Below are 17011 nucleotides of genomic sequence, written 5' to 3' on the forward strand. Positions count from 1 at the left end.
GCGGAAGTCGGACCCTGGAGCCTGTCCCGGATACCCTTGGGCGCGTGAGCAGCAACAAGACGACCGCGCACGCCGTCGATCCCCTGGGCGTCGCCGTCCTCGGCTGCGGTGTGGTGGGGTCCCAGGTGGTCCGGCTCCTGCTCGAGGGCGATGCGGATCTCGCCGCCAGAGTGGGTGCGCCGCTGGAGATCAAGGGCGTGGCCGTACGCCGCCTCGACGCTCCTCGCGACGTCGAGGTGCCCGCGGAGCTGCTCACCACCGACGCCCACGGCCTGGTCGCCCGCGACGACGTCGACCTCGTGGTCGAGGTGATCGGCGGCATCGAGCCGGCCCGCGGCCTCATCCTCGAGGCGCTGGAGAACGGCGCCAGCGTCGTCACCGCCAACAAGGCCCTCCTGGCCGAGGACGGCCCGACGCTCTACGAGGCCGCCGAGAAGGCCGGCACCGACCTCTACTACGAGGCCGCCGTGGCCGGCGCGATCCCGATCCTGCGCCCCCTGCGCGACTCGCTCGTCGGCGACCACGTCACCAAAGTGATGGGCATCGTCAACGGCACCACCAACTACATCCTCGACAAGATGGACACCTACGGTGCCGGCTTCGAGGAGGCCCTCGCCGAGGCCCAGGAGCTGGGCTACGCCGAGGCCGACCCGACCGCCGACGTCGAGGGCTTCGACGCCGCCGCCAAGGCCGCGATCCTGGCGAGCCTCGCCTTCCACACCCGGGTCACCGCCAGCGATGTCTACCGCGAGGGCATCACCGAGGTCACCGCCGGCGACGTCGCCTCCGCCAAGGCCATGGGCAGCGTCGTCAAGCTGCTCGCGATCGCCGAGCTCGACGGCGACGACGTCTCGGCGCGGGTCCACCCGGTGATGATCCCGCGCACCCACGCGCTGGCGACCGTGCGCGGCGCCTACAACGCCGTCTTCGTCGAGTCCGCCTCGGCCGGCGACCTGATGTTCTACGGCCAGGGCGCGGGCGGCGACCCCACCGCGAGCGCCGTCCTGGGCGACCTGGTCACGATCGCGCGCAACAAGGTCCTCGGCACCCGTGGCTTCGGCGAATCCGCCTACGCCGCACGCGCGGTGCGCCCGATGGGCGAGACCGTCACCCGCTACCACGTCAGCCTCGACGTGGCCGACAAGGCCGGCGTGCTCGCCGCCGTCGCGACCGCCTTCTCCGAGCACGGCGTCTCGATCAAGGCCGTACGTCAAGAAGGCAGGGGAGAGGACGCCCAGCTCGTGGTCGTCTCCCACGAGGCCCCCGATGCCGCGCTCGCGGCGACCGTGCAGCACCTGCGCGAGATGGAGTTCGTCCGCGACGTCGCCTCGGTGATGCGCGTAGAAGGAGCAGTTTGATGACCGGCCCGACACAGCAATGGCGCGGCGTGATCGAGGAGTACCGCACCCTTCTCGACATCCCCCAGGACACCCCGGCGGTGACGCTCGGCGAGGGCGGCACCCCGCTGGTCCACTCCGAGTGGCTCTCCGGGGCCACCAAGGGTGAGGTGTGGCTGAAGGTCGAGGGCCAGAACCCGACCGGCTCGTTCAAGGACCGCGGCATGACCGCGGCCATCTCCGTCGCCGTCCACGAGGGCGCCAAGGCCGTGGTCTGCGCCTCGACGGGCAACACCAGCGCCTCGATGGCGGCGTACGCGGCCAAGGCCGGGATCACCCCGGTCGTGCTCGTCCCCAACGGCAAGATCAGCGCCGCCAAGATGGCCCAGGCGCTGGTCCACGGCGCCGAGGTGGTCAAGGTACGCGGCAACTTCGACGACTGCCTCAAGCTCTCCCGCGCGCTCGCGGACAGCTACCCGGTCGCGCTGGTCAACTCCGTCAACCCGGTCCGTCTCGAGGGCCAGAAGACGGCCGCCTTCGAGGTCGTCGACCGCCTGGGCGACGCCCCCGACTACCACCTCATGCCCATCGGCAACGCCGGCAACCTCTCCGCCTACTGGCTCGGCTACGAGCAGTACGCCGCGGCCGGGCATGCCACCAAGACCCCGGTCATGCGTGCCTTCCAGGCCGAGGGCGCGGCTCCGCTCGTGCTCGGCCACCCGGTCGAGCACCCGGAGACCCGGGCGACCGCGATCCGCATCGGCAACCCGGCCTCGTGGCAGCTCGCCGAGGCCGCGGCCGCCAAGTCCGGTGGCCGCTTCCGCGCGCTCTCCGACGATCAGATCCTCTCCGCCCAGGCGCTGCTCGCCCGTAACGACGGCGTCTTCGTCGAGCCCGCCTCGGCGGCCGGGGTCGCCGGGCTCCTCGCCGACCTCGAGGCGGGGGACACCTACGCCGGGGCCACCACCGTCATCACCGTCACCGGCCACGGGCTCAAGGACACCGCCACCGCGCTGGAGTTCTTCGGTGAGCTGCCCGAGATCATCATCGACGCCGACCTCGAGGCCGCGGCCGCAGCAGCAGGGCTCGCGTAGCACCCATGACGTTCGTTGAAGGCCCGGTGACCGTCACCGTCCCGGCCACCTCCGCCAACCTCGGCCCCGGCTACGACTCGCTGGGGCTGGCGCTCGACCTGCGCGACGAGCTCACCGGCGAGGTCGTGCCGGACGGGACGCTGGAGGTCACCGTCGAGGGCGCCGGCGAAGGCACGGTCCCGCTCGACGAGTCCCACCTCGTGGTCCGCTCCATGCGGGCCGCCTTCGAGATCATCGGCAAGCAGCCGGCAGGTTTGCGACTACACTGCCGCAACCGGATCCCGCACGCGCGCGGCCTGGGGTCGTCCTCGGCCGCGATCATCGGCGGCCTGGTGCTGGCTCGTGCCCTGGTCGCCGGGGGAGAGCTGATCCTCGACGACGACACGCTCTTCCAGAAGGCCGCCGAGATCGAGGGCCACCCGGACAACGTGGCGCCCGCCTTCCACGGCGGCTTCACCATCGCGGGTGAGGATGACGGCTTCTTTGCGGTCCGCACCGCCGTCGACCCGAGGGTCAGCGTCGTCGTCTTCGTCCCCGCCACCGGTGTCGAGACCAAGACCGTCCGCGGGCTCCTGCCCGAGACCGTCCCGCACTCCGACGCGGCGGCCGACGCCGGGCGTACGGCTCTGCTGGTCGCGGCGCTGAGCGATGCGCCCGAACACCTGCACCGCGCGACCCGCGACTTCCTCCACCAGGAGTACCGCCGACCCGCGATGCCGGAGTCGCTCGCCCTGGTCGACGAGCTGCGCGCCGACGGCGTCGCCGCGATCGTCTCCGGCGCCGGACCCACGGTGCTGGCCTTCAGCAGCGGTGTCGAGTCGGCCGAGACGACCAAGCTCACCGGCCGCTGTCCGGCGGGCTGGACCTGTCATGCGCTGAGCGTCGACATGGACGGCGTACGCATCCTCTGAACCGCGTCCGGGCCCCTGCTGTGAGGGGTGGCATGCGTGTTAGCCTGGACATACATCCGTTGGGCCGTTCAGGCCTGCGGATGTGCTATCCCCCTTTCGTGCCGTGCCACTTCGTTTGGCGCGCACCGGCGCGTCAGGGGTTCTGACAAACGAGCCGTCGGCGTCGTACGCCGATCGGCGATACGTGGGAAAGGACTCACGTGACTGAAACCATGGAATCCACTGCGCCGGAGCCGAACGCAGCCCCGAAGAAGCGCGGTGGCCTTGGCGGAATGCTCCTCGCCGACCTCAAGGCGATGGCGAACGGTATGGGTATCACCGGGGCCAACTCGATGAAGAAGGCCCAGCTGATCGACGCGATCAAGGCTGCCCAGAGCAGCCGTGCGCAGTCGGCGCCGGCGGAGAAGGTCGAGAAGCCTGCCGCTGAGAAGCCTGCGGAGAAGCCTGCAGAGAAGGCCGCAGAGAACCCGGCCGAGAAGGCCGAGAAGCCCGCGGAGAAGTCCGCCGAGGCTGCTGACGCCGGCAGCGAGGGTGCCCAGCGCCCGCGTCGCCAGCGCAACCAGAACCAGAACCAGAACAAGAGCGGTGGCCAGGGCGGCCAGGGCGGTCAGGGCGGCCAGGGTGGCCAGGGCGGCCAGTCCGCCGGCGGTGGCCAGGGCAAGGGTCCGGCCAAGACCAGCCAGCCTGCCGCCGAGAAGAAGAACGAGGACGCCCAGCGGGAGCGGCCCGCGGAGTCGACCGACGACGCCGGCGATGACGACGGCGAGGGCGGCAGCCGCCGCAACCGCCGCCGTCGTGGCCGCGACCGCGACCGCAACCGCCCGGGCCGCGGCGAGCCGGACACGACCGTCCTCGAGGACGACGTGCTCGTGCCCGCGGCGGGCATCCTGGACGTACTCGACAACTACGCCTTCGTCCGCACCTCCGGCTACCTGCCCGGACCCGACGACGTCTACCTCTCCCTGTCGCTGGTCAAGCGTCTCGGCCTGCGCCGTGGCGACGCGATCGTCGGCCAGGTGCGCCAGCCCCGCGAGGGCGAGCGCAAGGAGAAGTACAACCCGATGGTGCGCATCGACTCGGTCAACGGTGCCGACCCCGAGGTCGCCAAGCACCGCGTCGAGTTCGACAAGCTCGCCCCGGTCCACCCCGACCAGCGGCTCCGCCTCGAGGGTGGCTCCGACCCGGTCACCGGGCGGGTCATCGACCTGATCGCGCCGATCGGCAAGGGCCAGCGCGGTCTGATCGCCTCGCCGTCGAAGGCAGGCAAGACGACCGTCCTGCAGGCGATCGCCGGAGCGATCACCGCCAACAACCCCGAGTGCCACCTGATGGTGGTGCTCGTCGACGAGCGCCCGGAGGAGGTCACCGACTTCGAGCGAAGCGTCAAGGGCGAGGTCATCGCCTCCACCTTCGACCGGCAGCCCGCCGACCACACCGTGGTCGCCGAGCTGGCCATCGAGCGGGCCAAGCGTCTGGTCGAGCTCGGCCACGACGTGGTCGTCCTGCTCGACGGGCTGACCCGGCTGGGCAAGGCCTACAACCTCTCCGTCCCGGCATCGGGTCGGATCCTCGGTGGCGGCGTCGACTCCGCGGCGCTCTACCCGACCAAGCGGTTCTTCGGTGCGGCCCGCAACGTCGAGGACGGCGGCTCGCTGACCATCCTCGCCACGGCCGCGGTCGAGACCGGTTCGAAGACCGACGAGATCATCTTCGAGGCGTTCAAGGACACCGCCAACTCCGAGCTGCGCCTGAGCGAGGAGTACGCGGAGGCCGGGATCTTCCCGGCCGTCGACGTCAACGCGTCCGGCACCCGCCGCGACGACCTGCTCTTCGCCGGTGGCGAGGGTGACGCGGTGCGCAAGCTGCGCACCTCGCTGGCCACGCTCGACGGGGCCAAGGCCGCCTCGGTCCTGGTCGAGAAGGTCGCCGGGTCCGCCACCAACATGGTGCTTCTCAACGAGGTCGCCAAGAGCTGAGCGATGTGCGTCCTGGGGCCGCCGGGAATTATTGGCGGCCCCAGGCGTTCACATACACTGAATCCTCGGTGCCGGTTCACGTCCCGCAACCTGCGGAGGCGACCCGGAACCCCATGTCTTGAGAGGAACCTCATGAAGACCGACATCCACCCGACGTACGTCGAGACCCAGGTCACCTGCACCTGCGGCAACTCGTTCACCACTCGCAGCACGGTGGCCGAGGGCGCCATCCGCGCCGACGTGTGCTCCAACTGCCACCCGTTCTACACGGGCAAGCAGAAGATCCTCGACACCGGCGGTCGTGTGGCTCGCTTCGAGGCTCGCTTCGGCAAGCGCAACAAGTAGCTGCCTCCCAGCGCCGGCCCCTGCATCCGCAGGCGGCCGGCGCTGGTGTGTTCGGAGGGTTTCACCGGCGTACGAAGCGAGGCGGAGATGTCACAGTTTGAAGCGGTCGAAGGGCTCATCGAGGAGCACGGGGAGCTGGAGAAACGGCTCGCCGAGCCCGAGACCCACGCCGACGCGCGCCTGGCGAAGAAGCTCAACCAGCGGTACGCCGAGCTGAGCTCGATCATCGACGCCTACCGCTCCTGGCAGCAGCTCGGTGACGACATCGAGGCCGCCCGTGAGCTGGCGGGGGAGGACCCCGCGTTCGCCGAGGAGGCCGAGGCGCTGGCGCCACAGCGCGAGGAGGCCGAGGAGCGGCTGCGCCGCCTGCTCGTGCCCCGTGACCCGACCGACGACAAGGACGCCATCCTCGAGGTGAAGTCGGGGGAGGGCGGTGAGGAGTCGGCGCTGTTCGCCGGCGACCTGCTGCGGATGTACACCCGCTATGCCGAGCGTCAGGGCTGGAAGCTCGAGCTTCTCGACGCCAACGAGTCCGACCTCGGCGGCTACAAGTCGGTCACCGTCGCGGTCAAGGCGAAGGGCACCTCCGAGCCCGGCCGGGCGCCGTATGCGCTGCTCAAGTTCGAGGGCGGCGTCCACCGTGTCCAGCGGGTGCCGGTCACCGAGTCGCAGGGCCGTGTGCACACCTCCGCGGCGGGCGTCCTGGTGGTTCCCGAGGCGGAGCCCATCGATGTCGAGATCAACGACAACGACCTCCGCATCGACGTCTACCGCTCCTCGGGGCCTGGCGGCCAGTCGGTGAACACCACCGACTCGGCGGTCCGGATCACCCACATCCCCACCGGCATCGTCGTCTCGATGCAGAACGAGAAGTCGCAGCTGCAGAACAAGGAGCAGGCCATGCGCGTGCTCCGCTCGCGCCTGCTCCAGGCGGCCCAGGATGCTGCCGACGCGGAAGCCTCCGATGCCCGCCGCTCCCAGGTGCGCACCGTCGACCGCTCCGAGCGCATCCGCACCTACAACTTCCCGGAGAACCGCATCTCCGACCACCGCACCGGCTACAAGTCCTACAACCTCGACCAGGTCCTCGATGGCGACCTGGAGCCGGTGATCGGCAGCGCCGTGGACGCCGACCTGGCGGCCCGCCTGGCCTCCCTCGACTCCTGAACACCTCCACAACGTCGAAGGTCGCAGTCACCGGGTGACTGCGACCTTCGAGCTCTGCTGATGCGGGTCAGGCGTCGGCCTTCTTCTTGAAGCCCACCACGAAGCCGGCGGCCTCGGCGGAGGCCTCGCTGTCGAACCAGACCTCGGCCTGGGTCCGCTTGTAGGCGGTGCTGGCGGTGGTGTGGTAGCGCTTCGCGCCGTCCTTGCGGATGTTGCCCTTCACGACGTACGTCGCGTGCGGGCTGGAGCCGTCCTCGAGCGGGTCGGCGCTACCGGCGCCGTAGCTGCTCGCCGGCGGCAGCGGCTGCTCGGTCTCGGCGGCCTCGACCTTCTTGCTGCGGTCGTAGAAGTCGCTGCTCGCCCGCACGAACCCGGCAGCCTCGGCCGACTCCTCGGAGTCGAAGTAGACGGCTGCCTTCGTGCGGCCGTAGTAGGGGCTCGCCGTCGTGTGGTACTTCTTCCCGCTGCTGCCCTTGATGCTGTACGCAGCATCCGAGCTGCTTCCGTCAGCAGCCGGCAGCACGGCCCCGGCGTAGGGAGCACCCTTGGTCGCGGCGGGCGCCGCGGCGGCCGGCGCGGCCTCGGGGGTGGCGTCGGTGGTGACCTCGGCGGTGGGAGCCGGGGTCTCGGCCTCGGCGACCACGGCGGCGGTGTCCGCCTCGGTCACCTCGGCGGCGGGGGTCTCCGATGCCTCGGCGGTCTCCGCGGACTCGTCGGACTCGACGGGCTCGGCGGCGGCAGGAGCCTCGGCCGCCGGGGTCTCCTCGGCGGCCGGCTCGGCTGCCTCGGCGGGGACCGCGGCAGCGGCAACGGGAGCGCTGGTGGTCTCGGTCGCCGGGCTGTCCTTCTCCGCGTGATGTGCGGCCTTGGCGTCCTTGCGGATCGGACGTCCGAAGAAGAACCAGATCAGGAGAGCGAGGACGAGGATGAGTGCAAGCAGCAAGAGCCACTTCATGGGGTGTTGTTTCCTTCCGGGGGAGATCTCGGGTGTGATGGTGGGGCAGCACAGCGCCCGACGAGGTGTGCGGCCAGTCCCGCGTCCCCCGATATGACCGGAAGAACCGTTGAGGCGCCCGAACGTTACCCTCAGCCGGGTAAAGCATGACTAACACATTCAGGAGCTGTTGCCCATGACCGCCCCGCGCACACTTCTGGCAAGTGCCCGAAAGCAGCTCGACGAGGCCGGAATCGACAGCCCGGACGCCGATGCGGCCATCTTGCTGGCCCATGTCCTCGACACCGACCGCAACCGCCTCTTCCTCATCGACGAGGTGTCGGAGGACCAGGAGAAGGCCTATGCGGACCTGCTCGCGCGCCGCGCCGGCCGCGAGCCGTTGCAGCACCTGACCGGGGTGGCGTACTTCCGGCACGTCGAGCTCGCCGTCGGTCCCGGTGTCTTCGTGCCACGGCCCGAGACCGAGCTGCTCGCCGGCTGGGCGATCGAGCGGGCCACCGCGATCGAGGCGCCCGTCGTCGTCGACCTCTGCACCGGATCGGGAGCGATCGCCAAGAGCATCGCCGACGAGGTCCCGGACGCCCAGGTGCACGCGGTCGAGCTCTCCGAGGACGCCTACCCCTGGGCCGTACGCAACCTGAGCGGCACCGGTGTCGACCTCCGGCAGGGTGACATGGCCGACGCGTTCGCCGACCTGGACGGCACCGTCGACGTGCTCGTCTGCAACCCGCCCTACATCCCGCTCGAGGCCTGGGAGTCGGTGGCGGCCGAGGCACGCGACCACGACCCCGACCTCGCCCTCTTCTCCGGGCAGGACGGCCTGGACGCGATCCGGGTCCTGGAGCGGCGGGCCGCCGAGCTGCTCAGACCCGGGGGAGTGGTCGGCTTCGAGCATGCCGACGAGCAGGGGCCGAACGCCGAGAACGGCGGGGCGCCGGCGGTCTTCACGGCCACCGGACGCTGGCAGGACGTACGCGATCATCTCGATCTGGCAGGCCGTCCGCGCTTCACGACCGCGCAACTGGCAACATGAGCACTGTGACTGAGCGCTTCCCGATCGCGACCGAGGACGAGCAGACCAAGGCGATCGATGCTGCTGCGGCGGCCCTTCAGGCCGGCGAGCTCGTGATCGTCCCGACCGACACGGTCTACGGCATCGCCGCCGACGCGTTCGACAAGGGCGCGGTGGCCGGCCTGCTCGCCGCCAAGGGCCGAGGCCGCGCGATGCCGCCGCCGGTGCTGATCTCCAACGTCGCCACCCTCGACGCCCTCGCGACCCGCGTCCCCGACTGGGCGCGCAGCCTCGTCGAGGAGCTGTGGCCGGGCGCCCTGACGGTGGTGTTCCACCAGCAGCCGTCGCTGCAGTGGGACCTCGGCGAGGCCCGCCAGACCGTGGCCGTACGCATCCCCGACTCCGACATCCTGCGCCGGATCATCGACCGGGTCGGTCCGCTCGCGACCAGCTCGGCCAACCGCACCACGAAGCCGGCCGCGACCAACGCCGACCAGGCCGAGGAGATGCTCGGCAAGATGGTCAAGGCGATCATCGACGGCGGCGAGTCGCCCGTCGGCGAGGCCTCCACGATCATCTCCGCCACCGGTGACGAGCCGAAGGTGCTCCGGGAGGGCGCGATCAGCATCGACCGGATCAACGAGATCCTCGCCGAGCACGACGTCGCCATCCGCCGACCCGGTGACCCCGATCCCGCAGCCGAGGCCGACGCCGACGCCGAGACCGACCTGCCCGCCACGGACGCCGACTCAGAAGCCTGATGCGCGCCTACGTCCTCCTCTTCCTGGTCGCCGCCGTGGTGACCTACCTGCTCACCGTCGTCGCCCGCGAGTTCGCGATGCGCACGGGGGCCGTCGCGAAGGTCCGCGACCGTGACGTACACGCCGTTCCGATCCCCTACATGGGTGGCGTGGCGATGCTGGGGGGCCTGGTCGCGGCCTACCTGGTCGCCCGTGAGCTGCCGTTCCTGGCCGATGCGCCGGACTTCGTGCTCCAGGACACCGGTGTGGTGATCCTCGCCGGCGCGCTGATCTGCATCGTCGGCGTCGTCGACGACATCTTCGAGCTCGATGCCCTCACCAAGCTGGGCGGTCAGGTGCTGGCGACGGCGATCCTGGTGGGCTTCAACCTGCAGTACAGCCTGATCACCTTCCCCGACGGCACCCAGTTCTCCATCGATCCCGCCCAGGGTGCGCTGCTCACCGGGCTCGTCGTGATCACCGTGGTCAACGCGGTCAACTTCATCGACGGCCTCGACGGTCTGGCCGCCGGTGTCGTCGGCATCGGCGCGCTGGCGCTGTTCCTGTTCTGCTACCAGTTCACCCGGATCAACGACATCGGCCGCGCCTCGACAGCGGCTCTGCTGACCGTCGCGCTCGCTGGAGCCTGCGTCGGCTTCCTGATCCACAACTGGCACCCGGCCCGGCTGTTCATGGGGGACAGCGGTTCGATGCTGATCGGCCTGATCCTCGCCGCCAGCGCGGTCACCCTCTCGGGCTCCTACAACGCCGGCGGCCTGAACGTGAACGCCTTCGACGCCTCCACGGCCCTCCTGGTGACCTTCCTGCCACTACTGCTCCCGCTGACCATCCTGGTGGTGCCGCTCGTCGACCTCGTGCTGGCCGTCGTACGCCGCACCCGCGCCGGCCGCTCCCCGTTCGCCGCGGACAAGAAGCACCTCCACCACCGGCTCCTGGAGATCGGCCACTCGCAGCGTCGTGCGGTGCTGATCATGTGGCTCTGGGCCGGCCTGATGTCCTTCGGCTCCGTCTTCGTCACCCTCTACCGCGGCCCCGTCGTCATCATCGGCGTCGTCGTCGCCACCGCCCTCATCGTGCTCCTCACCTTCGCCCTCCCCAAGATCCGTGGTGAGCGCACCGACAAGCTCCTCGAGGTCCCCGAGGACATCACCCCGCTGGAGAACCAGCCCCACTGAGCGCGCGAGAAGCGCGTTTGTCCTTGTCGGGGTCGATGGCCTGCAGGAAACTAGGGTCGCCGGTCAATTGGCCGGATCTCGGGATGAGTGGGGTTCAAGTGAACGGCTTTGTTGCGCAGCCCGCGGCCATTCGGGCGGCCGCCAGGGATTTTGAGAGCTTGTCCGACAAGGCGGACTACATTCGCAACGCGGCGGCCACGTGGATGCACGTGCCTCACGACTCCAGCGTGCTGAGCGACATTGCGTCCGAGGTCGAGGTGATTCGTGAAGCCCTCCTCGACTCGTACGGGGCTACAGGCGATTACCGCCGCATGATGGAGGGAATCGTTGACACTCTGCGTGCGATTGCGAAGGACTACGAGAACACTGACCTCGACGTCGCCCGCCGGGCTGATGGCCTGATGCAGGAGATCGATCGTCCCGGAACGGGGTCGTTCGACAGCCCCGGGATCGACGAAGAAGAGTACGCCTCGAAGTTCAAGGAGGGGCCCAACGGAAGCCTGGACCAGTACGACCAGTTCGTCACCATCAGCAAGCGCATCAACTACATGCTCGAGTTCAAATGGGTCGGATCCGCCTTGGAGCAGCTGGGGATCCAGGATCCGATCAAGAAGCTGAAGTTCGAGCTGAGCGGCGACTGGTCCAAGGTGGGCGATGCGCTGGGTGCGCTGGAGATGGCGACCCAGACGATGACCGACATCGTTTGGGATATCGACGGGATCATCGAGGGTCTCGATGGCAAGTGGGAGGGCAACGCGTCCAACGCCGCGCGCGAGTACTTCAAAAAGGTCCGGGCCGTCGTCTACGAGAGCGGTGGTGGATTCGGGGCTTACCAACAGCGGATAACGGCGGAGTCGCTCGCTTACAAGGCACGTGTCGAGGCATTGAACGACGTGTTTGAACTGCTGGTGGACTCGATTCCCCAGCCGACGAGCTTGGCCGATGTGCTGCGCTCAGCATTGGACACGGTCACGCCTGCGGCGTTGACCAAACTGTTCTCGAACGTCATGGCTTACAAGACGGCGTTCGACTTCGCGTTCGCTGCTGCGCAGCAGCTCGGTGCGGGATTCGCTCAGCTTGCACGGTTCGAACAAGACATCCGGTTCCCTGAGGTGCCGCGCTGGTCCGGGCCAGACGTGAACGGGGCCGTGTGATGGGAAGGGAACTGTTCGACGAGACGGCGAGATCGCTCGTCGAGCGCAGCCGGGATGCCCACCTCGTAGGTCAGATCCAGAAGTACCTGGCAGGTGGGTTGAGCCGGTTCGATCTGATGCGTGACCCGGAGTTCAGCGAGGCCATGCAGCAGTGGTACGACGAGGTCGCACAAGAGCACCGTCAGCGCGGGATCGATATGGCCAAGGTCGGAGCTCAAGTGTGGAAGCAGTGGGAGGACGAGTCGATCAGGGGGTCTTGATCGATCAATTAGGGCACCCAAACACGCTTGTGATAGTTTTCACGAGCGCTCGGGATACGCTCCTGAGCACGTGAAATGCCCCCAGAGAGAACGGCCGCCGACGATGACGACCGCAACCAGCAAGTCCAAGGTGCTGCGAGGTTCTGCCGCAGTGTCCGCAGTTGCTGTGCTCGCGGCCCTCGCGGTGGCCTTTGTTCTTGCCGGGACCAGTGGTCTGGCTGGTGCTGCGATCGGTTCGATCGCCACCGTTGTCGTGCTGGCGGTCGGATCTTGGGCGATGTTCTGGATCGCGGCGAAGTCGCCCGCCATGTCGCTGCCCGCCGCCGTCGGTGTCTTCACGCTGTCAGGCATGGTTCTCTTCGTTGTCCTGCTGGTCGTTTCGCTGACCGGGGGAGACGCTGTCGTACGTCCGGCAGCCTTCTCGGTCATGCTGCTCACCGTCGTCTGGACGACCACGTTCGCGTTCCTGGTGCGACGCGCGCGAATCCCGCTCTTCGACCTGCCCGGGGCAGACTCATGACCCGTCAGTAGCGCCTGATATCGTCCGGGCCGTCGGGGGCGGCCGCCGGGATGATGCCCGAGCCTTAGAGGCTCGCCACCCAGAATCGTAAGTTCGAACAAACAGGAGACAGCGTGAAGTCGCTTGCCGCCACCGTCATGGCGTCGGAGTCGGGGCCCCATATCCCGGGGCCCGCGGACTTCTTCCTTCCGCCGATCGTCGGGTCCGGCGACTGGGCTCTGACCAAGGTGACCCTCCTGGTCCTGCTGTCCGTCGTGATCGCCTTCGGCTTCTTCTACGCCGCCTCCCGCAAGGCCGCCGTGGTTCCGAGCCGTCTGCAGTTCGCCGGTGAGTACGTCTACGGGATGGTCCGCAACTCCATCGCCCGCGACATCATCGGGTCGAAGGACTACATGCGGTTCGTGCCGTACCTCTTCACGGTCTTCGTCTTCATCATCATCAACAACTTCTACGGGATCATCCCGTTCGTTCAGTTCCCGACGATGTCGCACATCGGGTTCACCGTGGCGCTGGCAGCGATCACCTGGCTGGTCTACAACATCGTCGGCATCGCGAAGCACGGCTTCTTCGGCTACCTCAAGCTCCAGACGGTGCCCAGCGGTGTCAGCGGCCCGATCCTGCTCATGATGGTCCCGCTGGAGTTCCTCTCCAACATCGTCGTGCGCCCGTTCACGCTGGCGATCCGTCTCTTCGCGACCATGTTCGCCGGTCACCTGCTGGTGGCGCTCTTCTCCATCGGTGGCGCCTGGCTGATCCTGCACTACGCGCCGACGTGGCAGGGCGTCGCGGCCGGCGTCTTCGCCTTCCTGCTCGGCATCTTCGTGTCCTTCCTGGACATGCTGATCATGTTCCTGCAGGCCTATGTCTTCACCCTGCTCTCGGCGATGTACATCGCCGGCGCAGTCGCGGACGAGCACTGATCCGTTCAGGCTCGCACCCAAACAGCTAACCAACTCGACGTACAACAACTGGCGCAGATCGCGTCACAACCGGAAGGAAATCCCATGGAACTGTCGGGACAGCTCGGAATCATCGGCCTCGGCCTCTCCGCCATCGGCCCGGGTGTCGGTGTCGGTCTGATCTTCGCCGCGTACGTCGCCGGTGTCGCCCGCCAGCCGGAGGCCCAGAGCCGCCTGCAGGCGATCGCGATTCTCGGCTTCGCGCTCTGTGAGCAGTTCTTCATCATCTCCTTGGCTCTCGCCTTCGTCCTTCGCTGACGTAGGGAACTACTGAAGGTTCCGACATGACCCTTACCCAGGTAACCGCTGCGGAGACCGAGATCAACCCGTTGGTCCCGCACGTACCGGAGATCATCCTCGGTGTCATCGTCATCGCCATCCTCTTCGTGGGAGTCGCGAAGTTCATCGTCCCGAACTTCGAGAAGGCGTATGCCGATCGAACCGCGGCGATCGAAGGCGGCATCGAGAATGCCAACGCGAAGCAGGCCGAGGCCGACGCCAAGCTTGCTCAGCTGGAGGCCCAGCTGGCCGACGCTCGTCACGAGGCTGCCCGCATCCGCGAGCAGGCCCGCGAAGAGGGCGCCGCGATCAAGGCAGAGCTTCGCGCCGAGGCACAGGCCGAGGCCGAGCGCATCATCACCGCCGGCAAGGCGCAGATCGAGGCCGAGCGCCAGGCGGCTGCCACGTCGCTGAAGACCGAGGTCGGCTCGCTGGCCACCGGTCTCGCCGGTCGCATCGTGGGCGAGTCCCTCGATGACGAGGAGCGTGCCAGCCGTGTGGTCGAGCGGTTCCTCGCTGACCTCGAGGCAGGGGTTCACTGATGGACTTCCGTGGAGCGTCGGCCGACGCAGTTGCCGCCCTGACCGAGGAGCTGAAGACCGCTGTCTCCGCCTCTCCTGAGGCGGCGGCCAAGGCGGCCGACACCCTCTTCGAGGTCTCCCAGACCTTCCGCGCCGAGGCAGCTCTGCGCCGCTTCGTCACCGACGCATCGGTGCCGGCAGAGGCCAAGACCGGCCTCGTCGGTGAGCTGTTCGGCGGGAAGGTCGACGCAACGGCCCTCGGTGTGGTCGAGTCGGCGGTCAAGCGCCGCTGGACGCGCGCCGGTGACCTGAGCGACGCGCTCGAGCGACTGAGCGAGATCGCCGCGGTCCTCAGCGCCGGCGGCGAGGCCGAGCGCCTCGCCGACGAGCTGTTCGCGGTCCAGCAGGCCGTGCAGGAGACGCCGGAGCTGCGTGACGCGCTCTCCGACCCGGCTCGCACGACCGAGGACAAGATCAGGCTGGTCGACGACCTTCTCGGCGGCAAGGCGCTGCCCGCGACGGTCACCCTGACCAAGCAGGCGCTCGCGGGCACCTACCGCACCGCCACCGTCGCGCTGGGTGAATACCAGAAGGTCGCCGCCGCGGTCGCGGGCGAAAGCACCGCGGTCGTCCGCGTGGCCGCCCCGCTCTCGGAGGCGGACACCACCCGCCTGGCCGCGGCCCTCGCGAAGAAGTACGGCCGCGAGGTCCACCTGAACATCGTGGTCGACCCGGCCATCGTCGGCGGCATCAAGGTCTCGATCGGTGACGACGTCATCGACGGCACCATCTCCAGCCGCCTCGACGGGGCGCAGCGAGCACTCGCCGGCTGATCCGGCATCACGGCCTCACCATGCTGAAGCGAAGCCCGAAGCAGACCAATTGGCCGTACGACCCCTGTGTGACACAGACTTCGACGTAAGAACGAGAGAGAAGGCAGAGATGACGGAGCTCACCATCCGTCCCGACGAGATCAGGGACGCGCTGGCAAAGTACGTCGCGGACTACAAGCCCGAGGCGGCGAAGACCGAGGAGGTCGGCACTGTCGCGCGGACTGCCGACGGTATCGCCCAGGTCTCGGGCCTGCCCTCGGCCATGGCGAACGAGCTCCTCGAGTTCGAGGACGGGACCCTCGGTCTCGCCCTGAACCTCGAGACCCGCGAGATCGGTGTCGTCGTCCTGGGCGACTTCGACAAGATCGAGGAGGGCCAGTCGGTCCGACGTACGGGCGAGGTTCTCTCCGTCCCCGTCGGTGACGGCTACCTCGGCCGCGTCGTGGACCCGCTGGGCAACGCGATCGACGGCCTCGGCGACATCGAGACGGTCGGCCGCCGCGCCCTGGAGCTCCAGGCTCCCGGCGTGATGCAGCGCAAGTCGGTTCACGAGCCGCTCGCCACCGGCATCAAGGCGATCGACGCGATGACCCCGATCGGCCGTGGCCAGCGTCAGCTGATCATCGGTGACCGCGCGACCGGTAAGACCACGGTCGCCATCGACACGATCATCAACCAGAAGCAGAACTGGGACTCGGGTGACCCCGACAAGCAGGTTCGCTGCATCTACGTCGCCATCGGCCAGAAGGGCTCGACCATCGCCTCCGTGCGTGGCGCCCTCGAGGAGGCCGGCGCGCTGGACTACACGACCATCGTGGCCGCTCCCGCCTCCGACTCCGCCGGCTTCAAGTACCTCGCCCCCTACACCGGCTCGGCCATCGGCCAGCACTGGATGTACGAGGGCAAGCACGTCCTGATCGTCTTCGACGACCTGACCAAGCAGGCCGAGGCCTACCGCGCCGTGTCGCTGCTGCTGCGCCGCCCGCCGGGCCGTGAGGCCTACCCGGGTGACGTCTTCTACCTGCACTCCCGGCTCCTGGAGCGCTGCGCGAAGCTCTCCGACGAGATGGGCGCGGGCTCGATGACCGGTCTGCCGATCATCGAGACCAAGGCCAACGACGTCTCGGCGTTCATCCCGACCAACGTCATCTCCATCACCGACGGCCAGATCTTCCTGCAGTCCGACCTGTTCGCGGCCAACCAGCGTCCGGCGATCGACGTCGGTGTCTCGGTCTCCCGCGTCGGTGGCGCGGCGATGACCAAGGCGCTCAAGGGCGTCACCGGCTCGCTCAAGGTCGACCTCGCGCAGTACCGCGCGATGGAGGCCTTCGCGATGTTCGCCTCCGACCTGGACGCGGCCTCGAAGCAGCAGCTGGCCCGTGGTCAGCGGCTGATGGCGCTGCTCAAGCAGCCGGCCTACTCGCCCTACCCGATCGACGAGATGACCGTCTCGCTGTGGCTGGGCACCACCGGCCGCCTGGACATCGTCCCGACCGAGGACGTGCTCAAGTTCGAGCAGGAGTTCCTCGACTACCTGCGTCGCTCGCACGAGGGCATCCTGTCCGCGATCCGCGAGTCGCTGAAGTTCGACGACTCCACCGAGTCTGCGCTCAGCGGGGCGTACGACAGCTTCCTCGACCAGTTCGAGACCTCGGAGGGCGCCTCGGTCAAGCCGGGTTCCGCCAAGGAAGAGGCCCTCGCTGACGAGGACGTCGAGCAGGAGCAGATCGTCAAGCAGAAGCGGGGCTGACC

General features: G+C 68.6%; 18 protein-coding genes. 17 read left to right on the plus strand and 1 reads right to left on the minus strand.

The window, feature by feature from the left end; genetic code table 11:
• Positions 1-44: 44 nt before the first annotated feature.
• The 6 genes from ACZ6WN_RS21485 (at position 45) to prfA (ending at position 6830) form a co-directional block, all read left to right on the plus strand.
• On the plus strand, positions 45-1358 hold the full coding sequence (locus ACZ6WN_RS21485) for a homoserine dehydrogenase (RefSeq protein ID WP_465867434.1): 1314 nt from the start codon (positions 45-47) through the stop codon (positions 1356-1358).
• Positions 1358-2431 (plus strand): threonine synthase, encoded by a 1074-nt coding sequence (gene thrC, locus ACZ6WN_RS21490; protein WP_465867435.1) that lies wholly within the window; start codon positions 1358-1360, stop codon positions 2429-2431. Before ACZ6WN_RS21485 ends, thrC begins: the two co-directional genes overlap by 1 nt.
• A 5-nt stretch (positions 2432-2436) precedes the next feature.
• Positions 2437-3342, plus strand: coding sequence for a homoserine kinase (gene thrB / locus ACZ6WN_RS21495; protein ID WP_465867436.1), 906 nt, complete (start codon positions 2437-2439; stop codon positions 3340-3342).
• Positions 3343-3554: 212 nt separating this feature from the next.
• Positions 3555-5318: a transcription termination factor Rho gene (gene rho / locus ACZ6WN_RS21500; protein WP_465867437.1), complete on the plus strand. Its 1764-nt coding sequence runs from the start codon at positions 3555-3557 to the stop codon at positions 5316-5318.
• Positions 5319-5450: 132 nt separating this feature from the next.
• Positions 5451-5663 (plus strand): 50S ribosomal protein L31, encoded by a 213-nt coding sequence (gene rpmE, locus ACZ6WN_RS21505; protein ID WP_350832694.1) that lies wholly within the window; start codon positions 5451-5453, stop codon positions 5661-5663.
• 87 nt (positions 5664-5750) lie between these two features.
• Positions 5751-6830 (plus strand): peptide chain release factor 1, encoded by a 1080-nt coding sequence (gene prfA, locus ACZ6WN_RS21510; RefSeq protein WP_465867438.1) that lies wholly within the window; start codon positions 5751-5753, stop codon positions 6828-6830.
• 67 nt (positions 6831-6897) lie between these two features.
• On the opposite strand, the gene ACZ6WN_RS21515 is transcribed toward prfA, so the two are convergent.
• The gene (locus ACZ6WN_RS21515; protein WP_465867439.1) at positions 6898-7785 is read right to left on the minus strand and encodes a sunset domain-containing protein; all 888 of its coding nucleotides are present in this window, start codon (positions 7783-7785) and stop codon (positions 6898-6900) included.
• 175 nt (positions 7786-7960) lie between these two features.
• Here ACZ6WN_RS21515 and prmC point away from each other — a divergent pair, with 175 nt between their 5' ends.
• The 11 genes from prmC (at position 7961) to atpA (ending at position 17009) form a co-directional block, all read left to right on the plus strand.
• Positions 7961-8818, plus strand: a complete 858-nt coding sequence (gene prmC, locus ACZ6WN_RS21520; RefSeq protein WP_465867440.1) for a peptide chain release factor N(5)-glutamine methyltransferase — start codon at positions 7961-7963, stop codon at positions 8816-8818.
• Positions 8815-9558 carry an L-threonylcarbamoyladenylate synthase gene (locus tag ACZ6WN_RS21525; RefSeq protein WP_465867441.1) on the plus strand — a complete coding sequence of 248 codons (744 nt, stop codon included), beginning with the start codon at positions 8815-8817 and terminating at the stop codon, positions 9556-9558. Before prmC ends, ACZ6WN_RS21525 begins: the two co-directional genes overlap by 4 nt.
• On the plus strand, positions 9558-10733 hold the full coding sequence (locus ACZ6WN_RS21530; RefSeq protein ID WP_465867442.1) for a glycosyltransferase family 4 protein: 1176 nt from the start codon (positions 9558-9560) through the stop codon (positions 10731-10733). The genes ACZ6WN_RS21525 and ACZ6WN_RS21530 overlap by 1 nt, the downstream gene beginning before the upstream one ends.
• Before the next feature lie 83 nt (positions 10734-10816).
• Entirely contained in the window at positions 10817-11887 is a 1071-nt protein-coding gene (locus tag ACZ6WN_RS21535) for a hypothetical protein (protein ID WP_465867444.1), read from the plus strand.
• Positions 11887-12147 carry a hypothetical protein gene (locus ACZ6WN_RS21540; protein ID WP_465867446.1) on the plus strand — a complete coding sequence of 87 codons (261 nt, stop codon included), beginning with the start codon at positions 11887-11889 and terminating at the stop codon, positions 12145-12147. The genes ACZ6WN_RS21535 and ACZ6WN_RS21540 overlap by 1 nt, the downstream gene beginning before the upstream one ends.
• Positions 12148-12250: 103 nt before the next feature.
• Positions 12251-12667 (plus strand): hypothetical protein, encoded by a 417-nt coding sequence (locus ACZ6WN_RS21545; RefSeq protein ID WP_465867447.1) that lies wholly within the window; start codon positions 12251-12253, stop codon positions 12665-12667.
• Between the two features lie 113 nt (positions 12668-12780).
• Positions 12781-13587, plus strand: coding sequence for a F0F1 ATP synthase subunit A (gene atpB, locus ACZ6WN_RS21550; protein WP_465867449.1), 807 nt, complete (start codon positions 12781-12783; stop codon positions 13585-13587).
• 84 nt (positions 13588-13671) lie between these two features.
• Positions 13672-13884, plus strand: coding sequence for an ATP synthase F0 subunit C (locus ACZ6WN_RS21555; RefSeq protein WP_141795487.1), 213 nt, complete (start codon positions 13672-13674; stop codon positions 13882-13884).
• 26 nt (positions 13885-13910) lie between these two features.
• Positions 13911-14447 (plus strand): F0F1 ATP synthase subunit B, encoded by a 537-nt coding sequence (locus tag ACZ6WN_RS21560; protein ID WP_465867451.1) that lies wholly within the window; start codon positions 13911-13913, stop codon positions 14445-14447.
• On the plus strand, positions 14447-15259 hold the full coding sequence (locus ACZ6WN_RS21565; RefSeq protein ID WP_465867453.1) for a F0F1 ATP synthase subunit delta: 813 nt from the start codon (positions 14447-14449) through the stop codon (positions 15257-15259). The genes ACZ6WN_RS21560 and ACZ6WN_RS21565 overlap by 1 nt, the downstream gene beginning before the upstream one ends.
• 109 nt (positions 15260-15368) lie before the next feature.
• Positions 15369-17009, plus strand: coding sequence for a F0F1 ATP synthase subunit alpha (gene atpA / locus ACZ6WN_RS21570; protein ID WP_465867455.1), 1641 nt, complete (start codon positions 15369-15371; stop codon positions 17007-17009).
• The last annotated feature ends 2 nt before the right edge of the window (positions 17010-17011 follow it).

It is taken from the genome of Nocardioides sp. NPDC054178, from assembly GCF_055585005.1.